Origin of the sequence: Saccharopolyspora sp. ID03-671 (assembly GCF_045278815.1) — a bacterium.
GTDB classification, from domain to species: Bacteria; Actinomycetota; Actinomycetes; order Mycobacteriales; family Pseudonocardiaceae; genus Saccharopolyspora; species Saccharopolyspora ipomoeae.
In genome coordinates this window covers 5,181,815-5,196,342 of record NZ_CP134054.1, presented here as the reverse complement: position 1 = coordinate 5,196,342, position 14,528 = coordinate 5,181,815, and the positions used below count along the sequence as shown (strand labels likewise).

At 72.7% G+C, this 14,528-nt stretch carries 15 protein-coding genes; 5 read left to right on the top strand and 10 right to left on the bottom strand.

The window, feature by feature from the left end; all coding sequences use genetic code 11:
• Nucleotides 1-158: 158 nt before the first annotated feature.
• The 3 genes from REH65_RS24120 to REH65_RS24110 all read left to right on the top strand — a co-directional run bounded on the left by REH65_RS24120 (nt 159) and on the right by REH65_RS24110 (nt 2,929).
• Complete coding sequence (locus tag REH65_RS24120; protein ID WP_406689191.1) at nt 159-1,118, top strand: ABC transporter substrate-binding protein; 960 nt, start codon at nt 159-161, stop codon at nt 1,116-1,118.
• Between the two features lie 75 nt (nt 1,119-1,193).
• Nucleotides 1,194-2,162 carry a FecCD family ABC transporter permease gene (locus tag REH65_RS24115; RefSeq protein ID WP_406689190.1) on the top strand — a complete coding sequence of 323 codons (969 nt, stop codon included), beginning with the start codon at nt 1,194-1,196 and terminating at the stop codon, nt 2,160-2,162.
• Nucleotides 2,159-2,929 carry an ABC transporter ATP-binding protein gene (locus tag REH65_RS24110; RefSeq protein ID WP_406689189.1) on the top strand — a complete coding sequence of 257 codons (771 nt, stop codon included), beginning with the start codon at nt 2,159-2,161 and terminating at the stop codon, nt 2,927-2,929. The genes REH65_RS24115 and REH65_RS24110 overlap by 4 nt, the downstream gene beginning before the upstream one ends.
• On the opposite strand, the gene asnB is transcribed toward REH65_RS24110, so the two are convergent.
• On the bottom strand, nt 2,926-4,428 hold the full coding sequence (gene asnB, locus REH65_RS24105) for an asparagine synthase (glutamine-hydrolyzing) (RefSeq protein ID WP_406689188.1): 1,503 nt from the start codon (nt 4,426-4,428) through the stop codon (nt 2,926-2,928). The two genes, REH65_RS24110 and asnB, sit on opposite strands and share 4 nt — an antisense overlap.
• A gap of 78 nt (nt 4,429-4,506) precedes the next feature.
• On the opposite strand from asnB, the gene REH65_RS24100 reads away from it, so the two are divergent.
• On the top strand, nt 4,507-5,262 hold the full coding sequence (locus REH65_RS24100) for an IclR family transcriptional regulator (protein ID WP_406689187.1): 756 nt from the start codon (nt 4,507-4,509) through the stop codon (nt 5,260-5,262).
• A 154-nt stretch (nt 5,263-5,416) separates the two neighbouring features.
• Here REH65_RS24100 and lgt read toward each other — a convergent pair whose 3' ends face one another.
• The 6 genes from lgt to REH65_RS24070 all read right to left on the bottom strand — a co-directional run bounded on the left by lgt (nt 5,417) and on the right by REH65_RS24070 (nt 11,891).
• Nucleotides 5,417-6,529 carry a prolipoprotein diacylglyceryl transferase gene (lgt, locus tag REH65_RS24095; RefSeq protein WP_406689186.1) on the bottom strand — a complete coding sequence of 371 codons (1,113 nt, stop codon included), beginning with the start codon at nt 6,527-6,529 and terminating at the stop codon, nt 5,417-5,419.
• Between the two features lie 49 nt (nt 6,530-6,578).
• A complete protein-coding gene (gene trpA, locus REH65_RS24090) occupies nt 6,579-7,358 on the bottom strand; it encodes a tryptophan synthase subunit alpha (RefSeq protein ID WP_406689185.1) in 780 nt (259 codons plus the stop codon).
• Nucleotides 7,355-8,620: a tryptophan synthase subunit beta gene (gene trpB, locus REH65_RS24085; protein WP_406689184.1), complete on the bottom strand. Its 1,266-nt coding sequence runs from the start codon at nt 8,618-8,620 to the stop codon at nt 7,355-7,357. The genes trpA and trpB overlap by 4 nt, the downstream gene beginning before the upstream one ends.
• 40 nt (nt 8,621-8,660) lie before the next feature.
• Nucleotides 8,661-9,473, bottom strand: coding sequence for an indole-3-glycerol phosphate synthase TrpC (trpC, locus tag REH65_RS24080; protein WP_281454677.1), 813 nt, complete (start codon nt 9,471-9,473; stop codon nt 8,661-8,663).
• A gap of 266 nt (nt 9,474-9,739) precedes the next feature.
• Entirely contained in the window at nt 9,740-10,345 is a 606-nt protein-coding gene (locus tag REH65_RS24075; protein WP_406689183.1) for a Trp biosynthesis-associated membrane protein, read from the bottom strand.
• The gene (locus tag REH65_RS24070) at nt 10,329-11,891 is read right to left on the bottom strand and encodes an anthranilate synthase component I (RefSeq protein WP_281454679.1); all 1,563 of its coding nucleotides are present in this window, start codon (nt 11,889-11,891) and stop codon (nt 10,329-10,331) included. Before REH65_RS24070 ends, REH65_RS24075 begins: the two co-directional genes overlap by 17 nt.
• 112 nt (nt 11,892-12,003) lie before the next feature.
• On the opposite strand from REH65_RS24070, the gene REH65_RS24065 reads away from it, so the two are divergent.
• Complete coding sequence (locus REH65_RS24065) at nt 12,004-12,609, top strand: TetR/AcrR family transcriptional regulator (protein WP_281454680.1); 606 nt, start codon at nt 12,004-12,006, stop codon at nt 12,607-12,609.
• A 24-nt stretch (nt 12,610-12,633) separates the two neighbouring features.
• Here the strand turns inward: REH65_RS24065 and hisI are convergent, their stop codons facing one another.
• The 3 genes from hisI to priA are packed head-to-tail and all read right to left on the bottom strand — an operon-like array spanning nt 12,634 to nt 14,507.
• Nucleotides 12,634-12,981 carry a phosphoribosyl-AMP cyclohydrolase gene (gene hisI / locus REH65_RS24060; protein WP_281454681.1) on the bottom strand — a complete coding sequence of 116 codons (348 nt, stop codon included), beginning with the start codon at nt 12,979-12,981 and terminating at the stop codon, nt 12,634-12,636.
• The gene (gene hisF / locus REH65_RS24055) at nt 12,978-13,751 is read right to left on the bottom strand and encodes an imidazole glycerol phosphate synthase subunit HisF (RefSeq protein WP_281454682.1); all 774 of its coding nucleotides are present in this window, start codon (nt 13,749-13,751) and stop codon (nt 12,978-12,980) included. Before hisF ends, hisI begins: the two co-directional genes overlap by 4 nt.
• A 24-nt stretch (nt 13,752-13,775) precedes the next feature.
• The gene (gene priA, locus REH65_RS24050; protein WP_406689182.1) at nt 13,776-14,507 is read right to left on the bottom strand and encodes a bifunctional 1-(5-phosphoribosyl)-5-((5-phosphoribosylamino)methylideneamino)imidazole-4-carboxamide isomerase/phosphoribosylanthranilate isomerase PriA; all 732 of its coding nucleotides are present in this window, start codon (nt 14,505-14,507) and stop codon (nt 13,776-13,778) included.
• Nucleotides 14,508-14,528 lie beyond the last annotated feature (21 nt).

Here is a 14,528-nt window from a genome sequence, read left to right as displayed (position 1 = left end):
CGTCATCGAATCTACCCGCTGCGTCTACCGCTGGGTACCTCTCGCCGGACGATGCTCCCTCCGGCGGCGGCCCACGACGATCTTTGCTGATATCTTTCCTGCTCAGCGCCCCTCGCTACGGTGGGTGCTCGTTCGCCAGCTCCGACCCGAGGGAAGACATGACCGGGTTCCGCCGCCTCGCCGCCCTGATGATGGCCGCGTTCGCCCTGCTCACCCTGATGACGGCGTGCGCGACCCGCCAGCACTCCCCGGTTCCGGAGGTGCCCGACGATCCCGCCTCGGCGTTCCCGGCCAAGGTCTCGCTGCCCGGCGGGCAGCCGGTGACGCTGCTGCAGCAGCCCAAGCGGATCGTGTCGCTGTCGCCCTCGGCCACCGAGACGCTCTTCGCGCTCGGTGCCGGCGACCAGGTCGTGGCCGTCGACCAGTTCTCGAACTACCCGGCCAACGCGCCGCGCACCGAGCTGACCGGCTTCACCGCCGACGCCGCGGCCGTGGCCGACAAGAAGCCGGACCTGGTCATCGCCCCCGACAACGCCACCCAGCTCGCCGAGGGCCTCAAGGTCGTCGACGTGCCGGTGCTGCTGACCCCCTCCGCAGCCAGCCTGGAGGACGCCTACCAGCAGATCCAGGTCATCGGGCAGGCCACCGGGCACGGCAACCAGGCCACCGCGATGGTGCAGAAGATGCGCGCCGACATCGCCGACATCGTGGCCAAGACGCCCAAGCCCCCGCAGCCGCTGACCTACTTCCACGAGGTCAGCCCCGATCTCTACACCGCGACCTCGCAGAGCTTCGTGGGCAGCGTCTACTCGCAGTTCGGCATGGTCAACATCGCTGACCCGGCGGGCGGGGCCGACCCGGCGGGCGGGCCGTTCCCGCAGCTCTCGCAGGAGCACGTGGTGCAGGCCAACCCGAACCTGATCTTCGCCGCCGACACCAAGTGCTGCGGCGTCAACGCCGCCGCGATCGCCGCGCGGCCCGGCTGGAACACCGTCGACGCCGTGCGGCGCAACCACGTCGTCGAGCTCGACGACGACGTCGCCAGCCGCTGGGGCCCGCGCGTGGTGGACTTCGTGCGCGCGATCAGCGACGCGGTCGGCAAGGCCCAGCAGGGATGACGGGCCAGCAGGGATGATGGGTCAGCAAGGTTGATCTCGGCCACCCGGCTCCGCCCGCGGCATCTCGTCGTCGGCGTGTCCGCGCTGGTGGTGGGCGTGCTGCTGTCGGTGCTGCTGGGCGCCGCCGAGCTCGGCTGGCAGCGGGTGCTCGGCGAGATCGTCGCGCAGCTGACCGGCGGGGTCTCGCCGCTGTCGGAGCGCGAGGCGGCGATCCTGTGGCAGCTGCGGGTGCCCCGCACCGTGCTCGGCGTGCTGGTGGGGGCCGCGCTGGCGGTGTCCGGCGCGGCGTTCCAGGGCGTCTTCCGCAACCCGCTCGCCGACCCCTACCTGCTCGGTTCCGCCGCCGGCGCGGGCCTGGCCGTCACGGCCGTGATCACCGCGGCCCCGCAGGCCGGGCTGTCGATCCCGGTGCAGGCTGCGGCGTTCGCCGGAGCTCTCGGCGGGGTCGCGCTGACCTGGCTGGTGGGCCGCTCGGCGGGCCGGGACACCGCGACGCTGGTGCTGGCCGGGGTCGCCGTGGGCGCGTTCCTCACGGCCGGTCAGACGTTCCTGCAGCAGCTGCGGGTGGACTCGTTGCAGCAGGTCTACCTGTGGATCCTGGGGCGGCTGTCCACCACCGGCTGGCGCGAAGTGCTGGTCGTGCTGCCCTACGTGGTGGTCTCGGCGGTGGTGCTGTGCCTGTGCGCGCGGCTGCTGGACCTGCTGGGCACCGGTGACGAGGAGGCCGCCTCGCTCGGCGTGCACCCCGGCCGGGTGCGGGCGCTGGTGCTGGTCGCGGCCTCGCTGGCCACCGCCGCGGCGGTGAGCGTCGCCGGGCTGATCGGGTTCGTCGGGCTCGTCGTGCCGCACCTGGTGCGGCTGGCGCTGGGCGGCGGGTTCCGGATCATCGTGCCGATGTCGCTGCTGTTCGGCGGGGTGTTCCTGGTGCTGGCCGACATGCTCGCGCGCACCCTGCTGGCCCCGGCGGAGCTCCCCATCGGCGTGATCACCGCGTTCACCGGCGCCCCGTTCTTCGCGGTCCTGCTGCACCGGAGCCGGGCATGAGCCGCCTCGAAGTCCGCGACCTGGCGGCCGGATACCGGCGCCACCGAGTCGTTTCCGGCGTCTCGACCACTGTGGACGGTGGTGGCTGGCTGGGCATCATCGGCCCGAACGGGGCGGGCAAGTCCACCCTGCTCAAGGCCATCGCCGGACTGCTCCCGCACACCGGCGAGGTGCGGGTGGGCGGCCGCGCGCTGGCGTCGCTGCCGCGCCGGGAACGCGCCCGCACCCTCGCCTACGCCCCGCAGATCCCGCAGCTGCCGATGGGGCTGACCGTGACCGACTACGTGCTGCTCGGACGCACCCCGCACCTCGGCCCGCTCGGCCGGGAGGGCCGCCGCGACCTGGAGGTCGTCGAGGAGCTGCTCGCCCGCCTGGACCTGACGGACCTGGCCGGGCGCGCGCTGCGCACCCTCTCCGGCGGCGAGCGGCAGCGCACCGTCCTGGCCCGCGCGCTGGCGCAGCGCGCCGGGGTGCTGCTCCTCGACGAGCCCACCACCGGTCTCGACATCGGTCACGCCCAGGCGCTGCTCGACCTCGTCGACGAACTCCGCGCCGAGCTGGGCACCACGGTCATCACGACGCTGCACGACCTGACGCTGGCCGCCCAGTACTCCGAGCGCGTGCTGCTCCTCGACGACGGCGCGGTGGCCGCCGAGGGCACGCCGAGCGAGGTCCTCACCCCCTCGTCCCTGGCCGAGCGCTACGCCGCCCGCGTCACGGTCCTGCGCACCCCCGACGGCTCCCCGGTCATCGCTCCGACCCGCTAGGCCGTGGCGAAGCGGGTGAGGACCGCTTCGGGGCGGATCCCGTCGAGGTGGCTGCGGAAGGTGCGGTGGTAGGCCAGTTCCTCGCGGGTGCGCACCGGGGCGTCCGTGGCGGCGAGCTCGGACGGGGTGACGCGCTGCTCCCAGTACGGGGTGAGCAGGTCCTGGGCTCCGCTGCCGGTGCCGAACTGCGCCTTGCGCCGCCACAGCAGCTCCTCGGGCAGCAGGCCGGTGAAAGCCCTTCGCAGATGGGCCTTTTCGACGCCGTCCTGCAGCGCCTTGAGCTCCTCCGGCAGCGACATCGCGTGCGCGACGACCTCGGTGTCGAGGAACGGGACGCGGGCCTCCAGGCCGTGCGCCATCGTGATCCGGTCGCAGCGCTGCAGGTTGAGCCCGTGCAGCGCGCCGAGCGTGCGGGCGAGCTCGTCCTGCAGGCCCTCGGCGTGCGCGCGGTGGTAGTAGCCGTAGCCGGCGAACAGCTCGTCCGCGCCCTCCCCGGTCAGCACCGCCTTGACGTGCTGGGCGGCGAGCTCGGCGAGGAACCAGTTGGGCACGGCGCTGCGGACCAGGCTCGCGTCGAAGGACTCCACCGAGGCCACCACGTCGTCGAGCGCCGCCACCGCCCGCCGCGCGTCGAAGATCGCCTCGTGGTGCTCGGTCCCCAGGTGCTCGGCCGCGGCGCGCGCCGCGAGCAGGTCCGGTGAATCCGCGGTGCCGACCGCGAAGGTCTTCAGCCTCGTGCCCGCCTCGGCGCACTCGGCGGCGGCGATCGCGGCCACCACGCTGGAGTCCAGTCCGCCCGAGAGGAACACGCCGACCTCGACGTCGGCCATCAGGTGCCGCCGCACCGAGTCGACCAGCACCTCCCGCGTCGCCTTCTCGACGACCTCCGGCGCCAGACCCTCCCAGCTCGGCAGCTCGGCGGGATCCGGCATCGGGTCGGCGAAGCGGACCAGGCCGTCCTCCGGGGTCCACCAGCAGCCGGGCGGGAAGGTCTCCACCGCGGGCCGCACGGCGGCCGGGAACGCCCGCAGCTCGGAGGCGAAGTACCGGACACTGCCGGACTCGGCCCAGTACAGCGGCTTGATGCCGAGCCGGTCGCGGGCGGCGACGAAGCGGCCGTCGGGCGCGGCCGCGCACAGCGCCCACATGCCCCGCAGCCGCGTCAGCGCGGCGGGACCGCGTCGGCGCAGCAGCACCAGCGCGGCCTCGCTGTCCGAGGACGTCCGGAACTCGTGCTCGCCGAGCTCCGCGCGCAGGTCGGCGTGGTCGTAGATCTCCCCGTTGCAGACCAGCGCCCACCCGTCGGCCGAGGTGAGCGGCTGCCGACCGCCGTCGAGGTCGACCAGCGACAGCCGGGTGTGCCCGAGCCACGCGTGCGCACCGACCGGCAGCTGAGCGCGGTCGTCCGGCCCGCGGTGCGCCAGCTCGGCGAGCATCCGCTCCCCGGTGGTCGCGGCGGGTCCGGTCTGCGGGTGGTGAAGGGCGGCGATTCCACACATGGGATCCGACCGTAAACAGGCCGGGCTCACTGAGCAACGCTTGTTGCTCCATGCGCACGATCATGCCATCGTGGGCCTGTGACCACCGATAACTTGAGCAGCGTCCACCGCGCGCTCGACGTGCTGCGGGCCCTGGGATCCGGGCCGCTGCGCGTGCAGTCCGTCGCCGACGCGCTCGGCAAGGAGAAGACACAGGTCTCCCGCACCCTGAAGGCCCTCGCCGAGAGCGGGTTCGTGGAGCGCGACCCCGACAGCCTGGAGTACCGGCTGGGCTGGCAGCTGTTCGCGCTGGCCGGAGCCGCCAGCGACAGCCGCCTGCTGCAGCAGGCCGCGCCCGTGCTGCGCTCCCTCGTGCGCGCGGTCGGCGAGGCCGCCTACCTGACCGTGCTCAGCGGCAACGCGGCCGTCACCGTGCTGGCCGAACGCCCCGGGCGCGCGCTGCAGGCGCACGAGTGGATCGGCCGCCTCTCCCCGCTCAACTGCACGTCCAGCGGCCGGGCCCTGCTGATCGGGCGCCCCGACGACGAGGTCGACGCCCTGCTCGCGGCCCAACCCGACCCGCTCCCCGGCACCGAACGCGCCCCGCGCACCCCCGAGGACGTCCGCGCCCGCATGGCCGTCGAGCGCGCGGCCGGCCACAGCACGGCCGTCGAGGAGACCGAACCGGGTCTCGTCGCCGTCGCCGCCCCGGTCCGCGACTTCACCGGCGCCACGATCGCCGCCCTCAACATCTCGGGCCCGATCTTCCGCCTCCCCCCGAACGACCTCACCGCCGCCGCCACCGCGGTCACCACCGCCGCCAACGACCTCTCCCACGCCCTCGGCGCCCCCTGACCCCGCACCCTCGCCCGGCCCCGGCGTCCCGATCTCCCCCGAAACCGGAATCCCCGACTCCCATTGAAATCAGGGACCCGACTTCCATTGAAATCGGGTCCCTCGCGGCGTGAGTGGTTGCCAGGGGAGTCCGCGGCCTCTTCGGGTGCCGGGGTCAGGACTGGCTCTTGGCGTCCTTGTCGGATGGCGCCGACGAGGCCTCGTCCTCGTCCGAGCCGGGGCTGTCCTGGTCGGGCGAGGTTTCGCCCGGTGGTTCGGTGTTCGAGTCCGGTGTGGCCTCGTCCTCGGTGGTCTTGGAGTCGCCGGACTTCGAATCGTCCGACTTCGGCTCCTCGGACTTCGAATCGTCCGACTTGGGCTCGACCGTGGACGGCAGGTCCTCCGGGTACGGCTTGCCCGCGAGGAGGGCCGGGTCCTCCCGCTTGCCCCGGACCACCAGGAGGTAGATGACGGCGGCGAGGAACACCAGCAGCGAGGTGAAGACGTTGATGCGGATGCCCAGGATGTGGGTGGCCTCGTCGCTGCGCATCATCTCGATCCACACGCGACCGGCCGTGTACCCGGCGACGTAGAGCGCGAACACGCGGCCGTGACCCATCCGGAACTTGCGGTCCGCCCACAGCACGAGCAGGAACACGCCCACGTTCCAGACCAGCTCGTAGAGGAACGTCGGGTGCACGACGGTGATCGGCGTCGGGTCGACGGCGACGCCCGCGATCGGGTCGGCCAGCCCGGTCTCCGGGTCGATGCGGCGGTAGATCTCCAGGCCCCACGGCACGGTCGTCGGACCGCCGTAGAGCTCCTGGTTGAACCAGTTCCCGAGACGCCCGACGGCCTGCGCGAGCACCAGGCCCGGCGCGACGGTGTCGGCGAACGCGGGCAGCGGGACACCGCGCTGGCGGCAGCCGATCCAGGCGCCCACGGCGCCGAGCGCGACCGCGCCCCAGATGCCGAGGCCGCCCTCCCAGACCTTCAGCGCGTCCAGCGGGTTCTTGTCCGGCCCGAAGTACTTGTACCAGTCCGTGGCCACGTGGTAGAGCCGCCCGCCGATGAGGCCGAACGGCACCGCCCACACGGCCACGTCGACGACGGTGCCCTCCCGGCCACCGCGCGCGATCCAGCGGCGGTTGCTGATCCACACCGCCAGCACGATGCCGGCGATGATGCACAGCGCGTACGCGCGCAGCGGAATCGGACCGATGTACCAAACCCCCTGCGGAGGGCTGGGAATGTTGGCCAGGAAGGGACTCGCCGAGGCAGCACTCACGGTGCTTACGGTATCGGGCGCCGCACCAGCGGTGAGCACCCCCCGCGCGTCAGGCCCCGCGCACTCCCGCGGCCAGGTCCGCAGCCAGCGCCCGGACGCCGTCGGGGCCGTCCTGCTCGGCCCGGGTGACGAACGCCGAGCCGACGATCACGCCGTCGGCGAAGCGCGCCACCTCGGCCGCCTGCTCGCGCGAGCGCACGCCCAGACCGACGCCGATCGGCAGGTCGGTGTGCGCGCGGGTGCGCTCCACCAGCCCGGCCGCGGCGGAGCCGACCGAGTCGCGCGCACCGGTCACGCCCATCACGGAGGTGGCGTAGACGAAGCCGCTGCTGGACTTGGCGGTCAGCGCCAGCCGCTCCTCGGTGGACGACGGAGCGACCAGGAAGATCCGGTCCAGCCCGTGGGCGTCGGTGGCTGCGATCCAGTCCTCGCCCTCGTCCGGGATGAGGTCCGGGGTGATCACGCCGAGCCCGCCCGCGGCCTTGAGGTCGCGGCCGAAGGCGTCCACGCCGTAGTGGTGCACCGGGTTCCAGTAGGTCATCACGACCGCCTGACCACCGGCTTCGGCGATGCTGGAGACGACGTCGAAGACCTGCCGCACGCGGAAGCCCGCCCGCAGCGCGGTCTCGCTGGCGGCCTGGATCGTCGGCCCGTCCATCACCGGGTCGGAGAACGGCAGGCCGACCTCGACGATGTCGCAGCCGCCCTCGACCATCGCCTTGAGCAGCTCCTGGCTGCCCTCGACGGTCGGGTACCCGGCGGGCAGGTAGCCGATCAGCGCTGCCCGCGACTCGGCACGGCACGCCTGGAAAACGTCACGCAGGCTCACGACTCTCCCCGCTCCTCGTCGACGAGCCCGAAGTACTTCGCCGCGGTGTCCATGTCCTTGTCGCCCCGACCCGAGAGGCTGACGACGATGAGCCCGTCCGGCCCGATCTCCTGGCCGAGCTTGATCGCCCCGGCCAGGGCGTGCGCGGACTCGATCGCCGGGATGATGCCCTCGGTCCGCGACAGCAGCTGGAAGGCCTGCATCGCCTCGTCGTCGGTGACCGAGCGGTACTCCGCGCGGCCGGTGTCCTTGAGGTAGGAGTGCTCCGGGCCGACACCCGGGTAGTCCAGCCCCGCCGAGATCGAGTAGGCCTCGATGACCTGCCCGTCCTCGTCCTGCAGCAGGTAGGAGCGGGCGCCGTGCAGCGTGCCCGGGGTGCCCTCGCCGAGGGTGACGCCGTGCTCTCCGGACTCGATGCCGTGACCGGCGGGTTCGAAGCCGACCAGCCGCACGTCGGCGTCGTCGATGAAGCCGTGGAAGATGCCGATCGCGTTGGAGCCGCCGCCGACGCAGGCCACGACCGCGTCCGGCAGCCGGCCGGTCATCGCCAGGGTCTGCTCGCGGGCCTCGTCGCCGATGACCCGGTGGAAGTTGCGCACCATCACCGGGAACGGGTGCGCCCCGGCGGCGGTGCCCAGCAGGTAGTGGGTGTGGTCGACGTTGGCGACCCAGTCGCGCAGCGCCTCGTTGATGGCGTCCTTGAGCGTCGCCGAGCCGTTGGCGACCGGGATGACCTCGGCGCCCAGCAGCCGCATCCGCGCGACGTTGAGGGCTTGGCGCTCGGTGTCGACCTTGCCCATGTAGACCACGCACTCCAGGCCCAGCAGCGCGCAGGCCGTCGCGGTGGCCACGCCGTGCTGACCGGCACCGGTCTCGGCGATGACGCGGCGCTTGCCCATCCGCTTGACCAGGAGCGCCTGCCCCAGCACGTTGTTGATCTTGTGCGAGCCGGTGTGGTTGAGGTCCTCGCGCTTGAGCAGCACGCGAGCCCCGCCCGCGTGCTCGGCGAAGCGCTTGGCCTCGGTCAGCAGCGACGGGCGGCCCGCGTAGTTGCGCAGCAGCTCGTCGAGCTCGGCGAGGAACGCCGGGTCCTGCTGGGCCTTGGCGTACTCGGCGGCGAGCTCGTCCTGAGCCGCGATCAGCGCCTCGGGCATGAATCGGCCGCCGTAGTCGCCGAAGTGCCCGCGCCCGTCCGGATCGTGCCCCTCGGGCACGGGGGTGCCCTGGCGGTGGGCGCGCGCGGCGTCAGCCCCGACGGTCATTGCCTTACCTCCTGTGCTTCGCACGCCGCGCCGTCGAGCCTCAGCGGCTCGGACGCGGACATGCCGGGTGCGACCCGGCGGTCACCAGCTGGTTCACCGCCGACTTCGGGTTGTCGCTGGTCACCAGGCCCTCGCCGACCAGAACGGCGTCGGCACCGGAACCCGCGTAGGCCATCAGGTCGCTGGGTCCGCGCACTCCGGACTCGGCGACCTTGATGACGTCCTGCGGCAGCCCCGGAGCGATCCGGCCGAAGACGTCGCGGTCGACTTCGAGCGTATGCAGGTTGCGGGCGTTGATGCCAATGATTTTCGCGCCCGCCTCCAGCGCCCGGTCGGACTCCTCGGCGGTGTGCACCTCGACCAGCGCGGCCATGCCCAGCGATTCGACCCGGTCGAGCAGCGCTTCCAGCACGTTCTGCTCCAGGGCGGCCACGATGAGCAGCACCATGTCCGCGCCGTGCGCGCGGGCCTCGTGCACCTGGTACGGGCTGACCACGAAGTCCTTGCGCAGGACCGGCGTGCCCGGGACGCGCTTGCGCACGGCGTCCAGGTCGGCCAGCGATCCGCCGAAGCGGCGCTGCTCGGTGAGCACGCTGATCACCCGGGCACCCGCGTCGGCGTAGTCGGCGGCGAGATCGGCCGGTTCGGCGATCTCGGCCAGCTCGCCCTTGGACGGGCTGCGCCGCTTGACCTCGGCGATGACGCCGACGCCCTGCGCCTTGAGCGCGGCCAGCACGTCGTGCGGCGGCGCGGCGGCCGCCGACAGCTGCTTGATCTCGTCGAACGGAATCGCCGATTCGCGGACCGCGAGATCCTCGCGGACGCCTTCGATGATGTCTTCCAGAACGGTCACGCGAACACCTCGCCGGCTGTGCCCCGAACACTCACCCGCAATGCCCAGACCCTGCTGAATGCGCGGTTGAACTCATTGCGCTCGATCACGACACTCCCCTTCCCGCCGTGCCGTCGCATGGCCGATGCTAAACCTCACCAATCGACCCCCTTACCAAGGGGTGGGCCCGGAGTCCCAGCGCAACAAGGACCTTCGGCCCTGTTGCGAGCCGGGACGACCGGCTCCGGACGACGTCGAACAGCAGTTTTGGTGACGCTGGAGATCCTTCAGCGATCGTCTTCGTCCGTGGGATCGCGTCCGGCGTCCAGCTCGTTCCACAACCGCCTGTCCGGATCCTGGGACACCCGCTCCTTCGCGGCGCCCGGCGCGGCGTAGCGCGCGCCCATCGCCGGCATCCGCCCCGCGCGCACCACCACCAGCACACCCGCGGTCACCAGCAGCAACGCACCGAGCACCATCAGCAGCGGCCCGAACGGCGAGGTGGACAGCTCGCCCGCCGGAACGCTGCCCTCGGGCACGTCGAGGGCGCTGCCACCGCCGGTGAAGTGCTGGAAGGCGCGCCAGACCAGCAGCGCACCGGCCAGCGCGATGAACACGCCGACCAGGCGCCGCAGCAGCCCGCCGGTCGCCAGCACGGCGGCGACGGCGGCCAGCGCCGCCAGCGTCATCGGCACCAGCTCGGGCCGCGCCTCCGCACCGGTCGCGGCGCTGACCGTCTCGGTGCCGATCGGGGTGCGGAACGGCCGGCTCATCCAGGTCAGGCCCGAGGCGCCCCACAGGGCTCCAGCCCCGGCCAGCACCAGCAGCAGCACCGCCCAGAGCAGGCCCTTGGACCGGGTCGGGGCCGGGTCCTGCTCAGACGCGCTGGTCAAGGCGCGCCTCCTGCTCGGCGGGCGCCGTCAGCGTCCCGGCGGTGGCGACCGCGTTGAGCACCGCGCGGGCCTTGTTCAGGCACTCCTGGTCCTCGGCCACCGGGTCGGAGTCGGCCACGATGCCGCCACCGGCCTGCACGTAGGCGCGGCCGTCGCGCACCAGGGCGGTGCGGATCGCGATGGCGGTGTCGGCGTTGCCCGCGAAGTCCAGGTAGCCGACCACGCCGCCGTACTGGGCGCGCCGCGTCGGCTCCAGCTCCTCGATCAGCTCCAGCGCGCGCGGCTTCGGCGCGCCCGACAGCGTGCCCGCCGGGAAGCAGGCCGCCACCGCGTCGAAGGCGGTCTTGCCCTCGGCGAGCTGCCCGGTGACGGTGGAGACGATGTGCATGACGTGGCTGTAGCGCTCGATGCGGAAGAAGTCGACCACCCGCACCGACCCCGGCCTGCACACCCGGCCCAGGTCGTTGCGGCCCAGGTCGACGAGCATCAGGTGCTCGGCGCGCTCCTTCTCGTCGCTGAGCAGGTCCTTCTCCAGCAGCGCGTCCTCGTCCTCGTCCGCGCCGCGCCAGCGGGTGCCCGCGATCGGGTGCGTGGTGGCCTGCCCGTCCTGCACGGTGACGAGCGATTCCGGGCTGGAGCCGACGATGTCGAACGGGCTGCCGCCGTCGGGGTCGTCCAGCCGCAGCAGGTACATGTACGGGCTCGGGTTGGTGGTGCGCAGGATGCGGTAGATGTCCAGCGAGTCGGCGTCGGTGTCCATCTCGAACCGCTGCGAGACGACCACCTGGAACGCCTCGCCCGCGCGGATGGCCTCCTTGGCCTTCTCCACCGCCGCGTGGTGCTCTTCCGGTCGGCGCTTGCGGCGGAAGTCCGCGGCGGGCCGGGAGAACGTCGCCACCGTCGGCGCCGCCGGGGTCTGCAGCCGCTCGGTCATCTCGTCGAGGCGGCGCACCGCGTCGTCGTAGGCCGCGTCGACCCGCTCCGGGCTGTCGTCCCAGTTCACCGCGTTGGCGATGAGCGTGATCGTGCCCTCGTGGTGGTCCAGCGCCGCCAGGTCGGTGGCCAGCAGCATCACCATCTCGGGGATCTGCAGGTCGTCCTCGGTCAGGTTGGGCAGCCGCTCCAGCCTGCGCACGGTGTCGTAGCCCATGTAGCCGACCATCCCGCCGGTCAGCGGCGGCAGGCCGGGCAGCGGGTCGGTGTGCAGCAGCCGGACCGTCTCGCGCAGCGCCTCCAGCGGGTCGCCGCTGGAGGGCAGGCCGACCGGCGGCGTGCCGGTCCAGTGCGCCTCGCCGTCGCGGACGGTGAGGGCGGCGGCGCTGCGGGCCCCGACGAAGGACCATCGCGACCAGGAACGACCGTTCTCGGCGGACTCGAACAGGAACGTGCCGGGGCGGTTCCCGGCGAGCTTGCGGTAGACCCCCAGCGGGGTCTCGTCGTCCGCGAGCAACCGCCGCACCACCGGGATCACCCGGTGTTCCGCCGCCAGGCTCCGGAACTCCTCGCGTCCTGGGCTCACACTGCCGATCTCACCATCGCCGACCATGCCCGTCATTGTGCCGCGCAGTCCTCGGCGCCCGGTGCGGGACCTCCGCTTTGCCCCTCCGCTTTGCCCGTCCGCTTTGCCACTGCGGCACCGGTGCCGCGAGGATGGACGGGTGAGCACGACCGAACCGAAGCGGCGAGGCCGCAGGCCCCAAGGCGCCGACACCAAGGAGGCGCTGCTGACCTCGGCCCGCGAGGTGTTCGCCGAGCAGGGCTACGACGCCGCCACCGTCCGCGCGATCGCCGGCGGCGCGGGCGTCGACCCGGCGATGGTCAACCACTGGTTCGGCGGCAAGGAAGGACTGTTCACCGCGGCGGTGCAGATCCCGGTCAACCCGGCCGAGATCCTCCGCGAGGTGCTCGACGGGCCGCGCGAGCAGATCGGCGAGCGGATCATCCGGCGTTTCGTCGCCGCCTGGGACGGTGTCGGCGGCGGCCAGTTCGCGGCCCTGATGCGCAGCGTCGCCAGCAACGAGCAGGCGGTGGCGATGCTCCGCGAGTTCGTGCAGAACGTGCTGTTCAACCGCCTGGTCGCGGTCCTGGAGGTCGACCGCGGCGAGATGCGGGTGGCGCTGTGCGGCTCCCAGCTCGTCGGCCTCGGCATGGCCCGCTACGTCGTCCGCATCGAACCGCTGGCCTCGGCCGACGCCGACACCGTCGCGGCCACCATCGGCCCCAACCTCCAGCGCTACCTCACCGGGGACCTCGGCCTCGCCTGACCGCGCGGAGCCCGGAACCCCGGATCAGTCCGCGGGCAGCAGGACGTCGGCGTCGAAGCAGGTTCGGTCGCCGGTGTGGCAGGCCGCGCCCTGCTGGTCGACCGAGAGCAGGATCGTGTCGCCGTCGCAGTCCAGCCGGACCTCGTGGACGTGCTGGGTGTGGCCCGAGGTCTCGCCCTTGACCCAGTAACTGCCGCGGCTGCGGGAGAAGTAGGTGGCGCGGCGGGTGGTGAGGGTGCGGTGCAGCGCCTCGTCGTCCATCCACGCCATCATCAGCACCTCGCCGGTGCCGCGCTGCTGCGCGATCGCGGCGACCAGCCCGTCGGCGTTGCGCTTGAGCCGGTCGGCGATCGCCGGGTCGAGCTCGCTCATCGGACCGTGATCCCTTCCGCGCGCATGGCGTCCTTGACCTCGCCGATGCGCAGCTGCCCGAAGTGGAAGACGCTGGCGGCCAGCACCGCGTCGGCTCCGGCGTGCACGGCGGGCGCGAAGTGCTCGACGGCACCGGCGCCACCGCTGGCGATCAGCGGCACGTCGACGACCTCGCGCACCTGGCGGATCATCTCCAGGTCGAACCCGGCCTTGGTGCCGTCGGCGTCCATCGAGTTCAGCAGGATCTCGCCGACGCCCAGCTCCTGGCCCTTGCGCGCCCACTCGACGGCGCAGATCCCGGTGCCCTTGCGGCCGCCGTGCGTGGTGACCTCGAAACCGGACGGCGTCGGCTGCCCGCCCTCGGGCACCCGCCGGGCGTCGACCGACAGCACCACGCACTGCGCGCCGAAGCGCTTCGAGGACTCGTTGAGCAGCTCGGGACGCGCGATCGCGGCGGTGTTCAGGCTGACCTTGTCGGCCCCGGCCCGCAGCAGCCGGTCGATGTCCTCGGGGCTGCGCACGCCGCCGCCGACGGTCAGCGGGATGAACACCTGCTCGGCCGTGCGCCGCACCACGTCGAAGGTCGTCTCGCGATCCGACGACGAGGCCGTGACGTCCAGGAAGGTCAGCTCGTCGGCGCCTTCGGTGTTGTAGGCCGAGGCCAGTTCCACCGGATCACCGGCGTCCCGGAGGTCGGTGAAGTTGACTCCCTTGACGACCCGCCCCTGGTCCACGTCCAGGCACGGGATCACACGCACAGCGACACCCATGCCCACCAGGGTAGAGAGCCGGGCTCAGCGGACGGCGGCGAGGGCTTCTTCCAGGGTGAAGTTCTGGGCGTAGAGGGCCTTGCCGACGATGGAGCCCTCCAGGCCGGCCGGGGCCAGCTTCGACAGGGCGACCAGGTCGTCCACGCTGGACACGCCGCCGGAGGCGATGACCGCGGCGTCGGTGCGCTCGCAGACCTGGCGCAGCAGCTCGGTGTTCGGGCCCTGCAGCGTGCCGTCCTTGCTGACGTCGGTGACGACGTAGCGGCGGCATCCCGCGGCGTCGAGGCGGGCCAGCACCTCCCACAGGTCGCCGCCGTCCTTGGTCCAGCCGCGGGCGGCCAAGCGGTGGCCTTCCTCGGTGATGCGCACGTCCAGGCCGACGGCCACGCGGTCGCCGTACTCGGCGACGACGCGGTCGGCCCACTCCGGGTTCTCCAGCGCGGCGGTGCCGAGGTTGACGCGGGCGCAGCCGGTGGCCAGCGCGGCCTCCAGGGAGGCGTCGTCGCGGATGCCGCCGGAGAGCTCGACCTGCACGTCCAGCTTGGCGGTGACCTCGGCCAGCAGCTCGCGGTTGCTGCCGCGGCCGAAGGCGGCGTCGAGGTCGACCAGGTGGACCCACTCCGCGCCCGCGCGCTGCCACGTCAGCGCGGCCTCCAGCGGATCACCGTAGGAGGTCTCGGTTCCGGCGGCGCCCTGCACGAGGCGGACGGCCTGCCCATCGGCAACGTCAACAGCGGGAAGCAGAGTGAAGCTCACGCCCACAACCCTAATGACGTC

What these genes read in the sequence shown, in the direction of transcription:
- REH65_RS24070 (WP_281454679.1), bottom strand. Translation starts at nt 11,891, where the DNA reads ATGGTCGGCGATGGTGAGATCGGCAGTGTGAGCCCAGGACGCGAGGAG.
- hisI (WP_281454681.1), bottom strand. Translation starts at nt 12,981, where the DNA reads ATGAGCGAGCTCGACCCGGCGATCGCCGACCGGCTCAAGCGCAACGCC.
- REH65_RS24120 (WP_406689191.1), top strand. Translation starts at nt 159, where the DNA reads ATGACCGGGTTCCGCCGCCTCGCCGCCCTGATGATGGCCGCGTTCGCC.
- REH65_RS24110 (WP_406689189.1), top strand. Translation starts at nt 2,159, where the DNA reads ATGAGCCGCCTCGAAGTCCGCGACCTGGCGGCCGGATACCGGCGCCAC.
- trpB (WP_406689184.1), bottom strand. Translation starts at nt 8,620, where the DNA reads ATGACCGTCGGGGCTGACGCCGCGCGCGCCCACCGCCAGGGCACCCCC.
- asnB (WP_406689188.1), bottom strand. Translation starts at nt 4,428, where the DNA reads ATGTGTGGAATCGCCGCCCTTCACCACCCGCAGACCGGACCCGCCGCG.
- hisF (WP_281454682.1), bottom strand. Translation starts at nt 13,751, where the DNA reads ATGGGTGTCGCTGTGCGTGTGATCCCGTGCCTGGACGTGGACCAGGGG.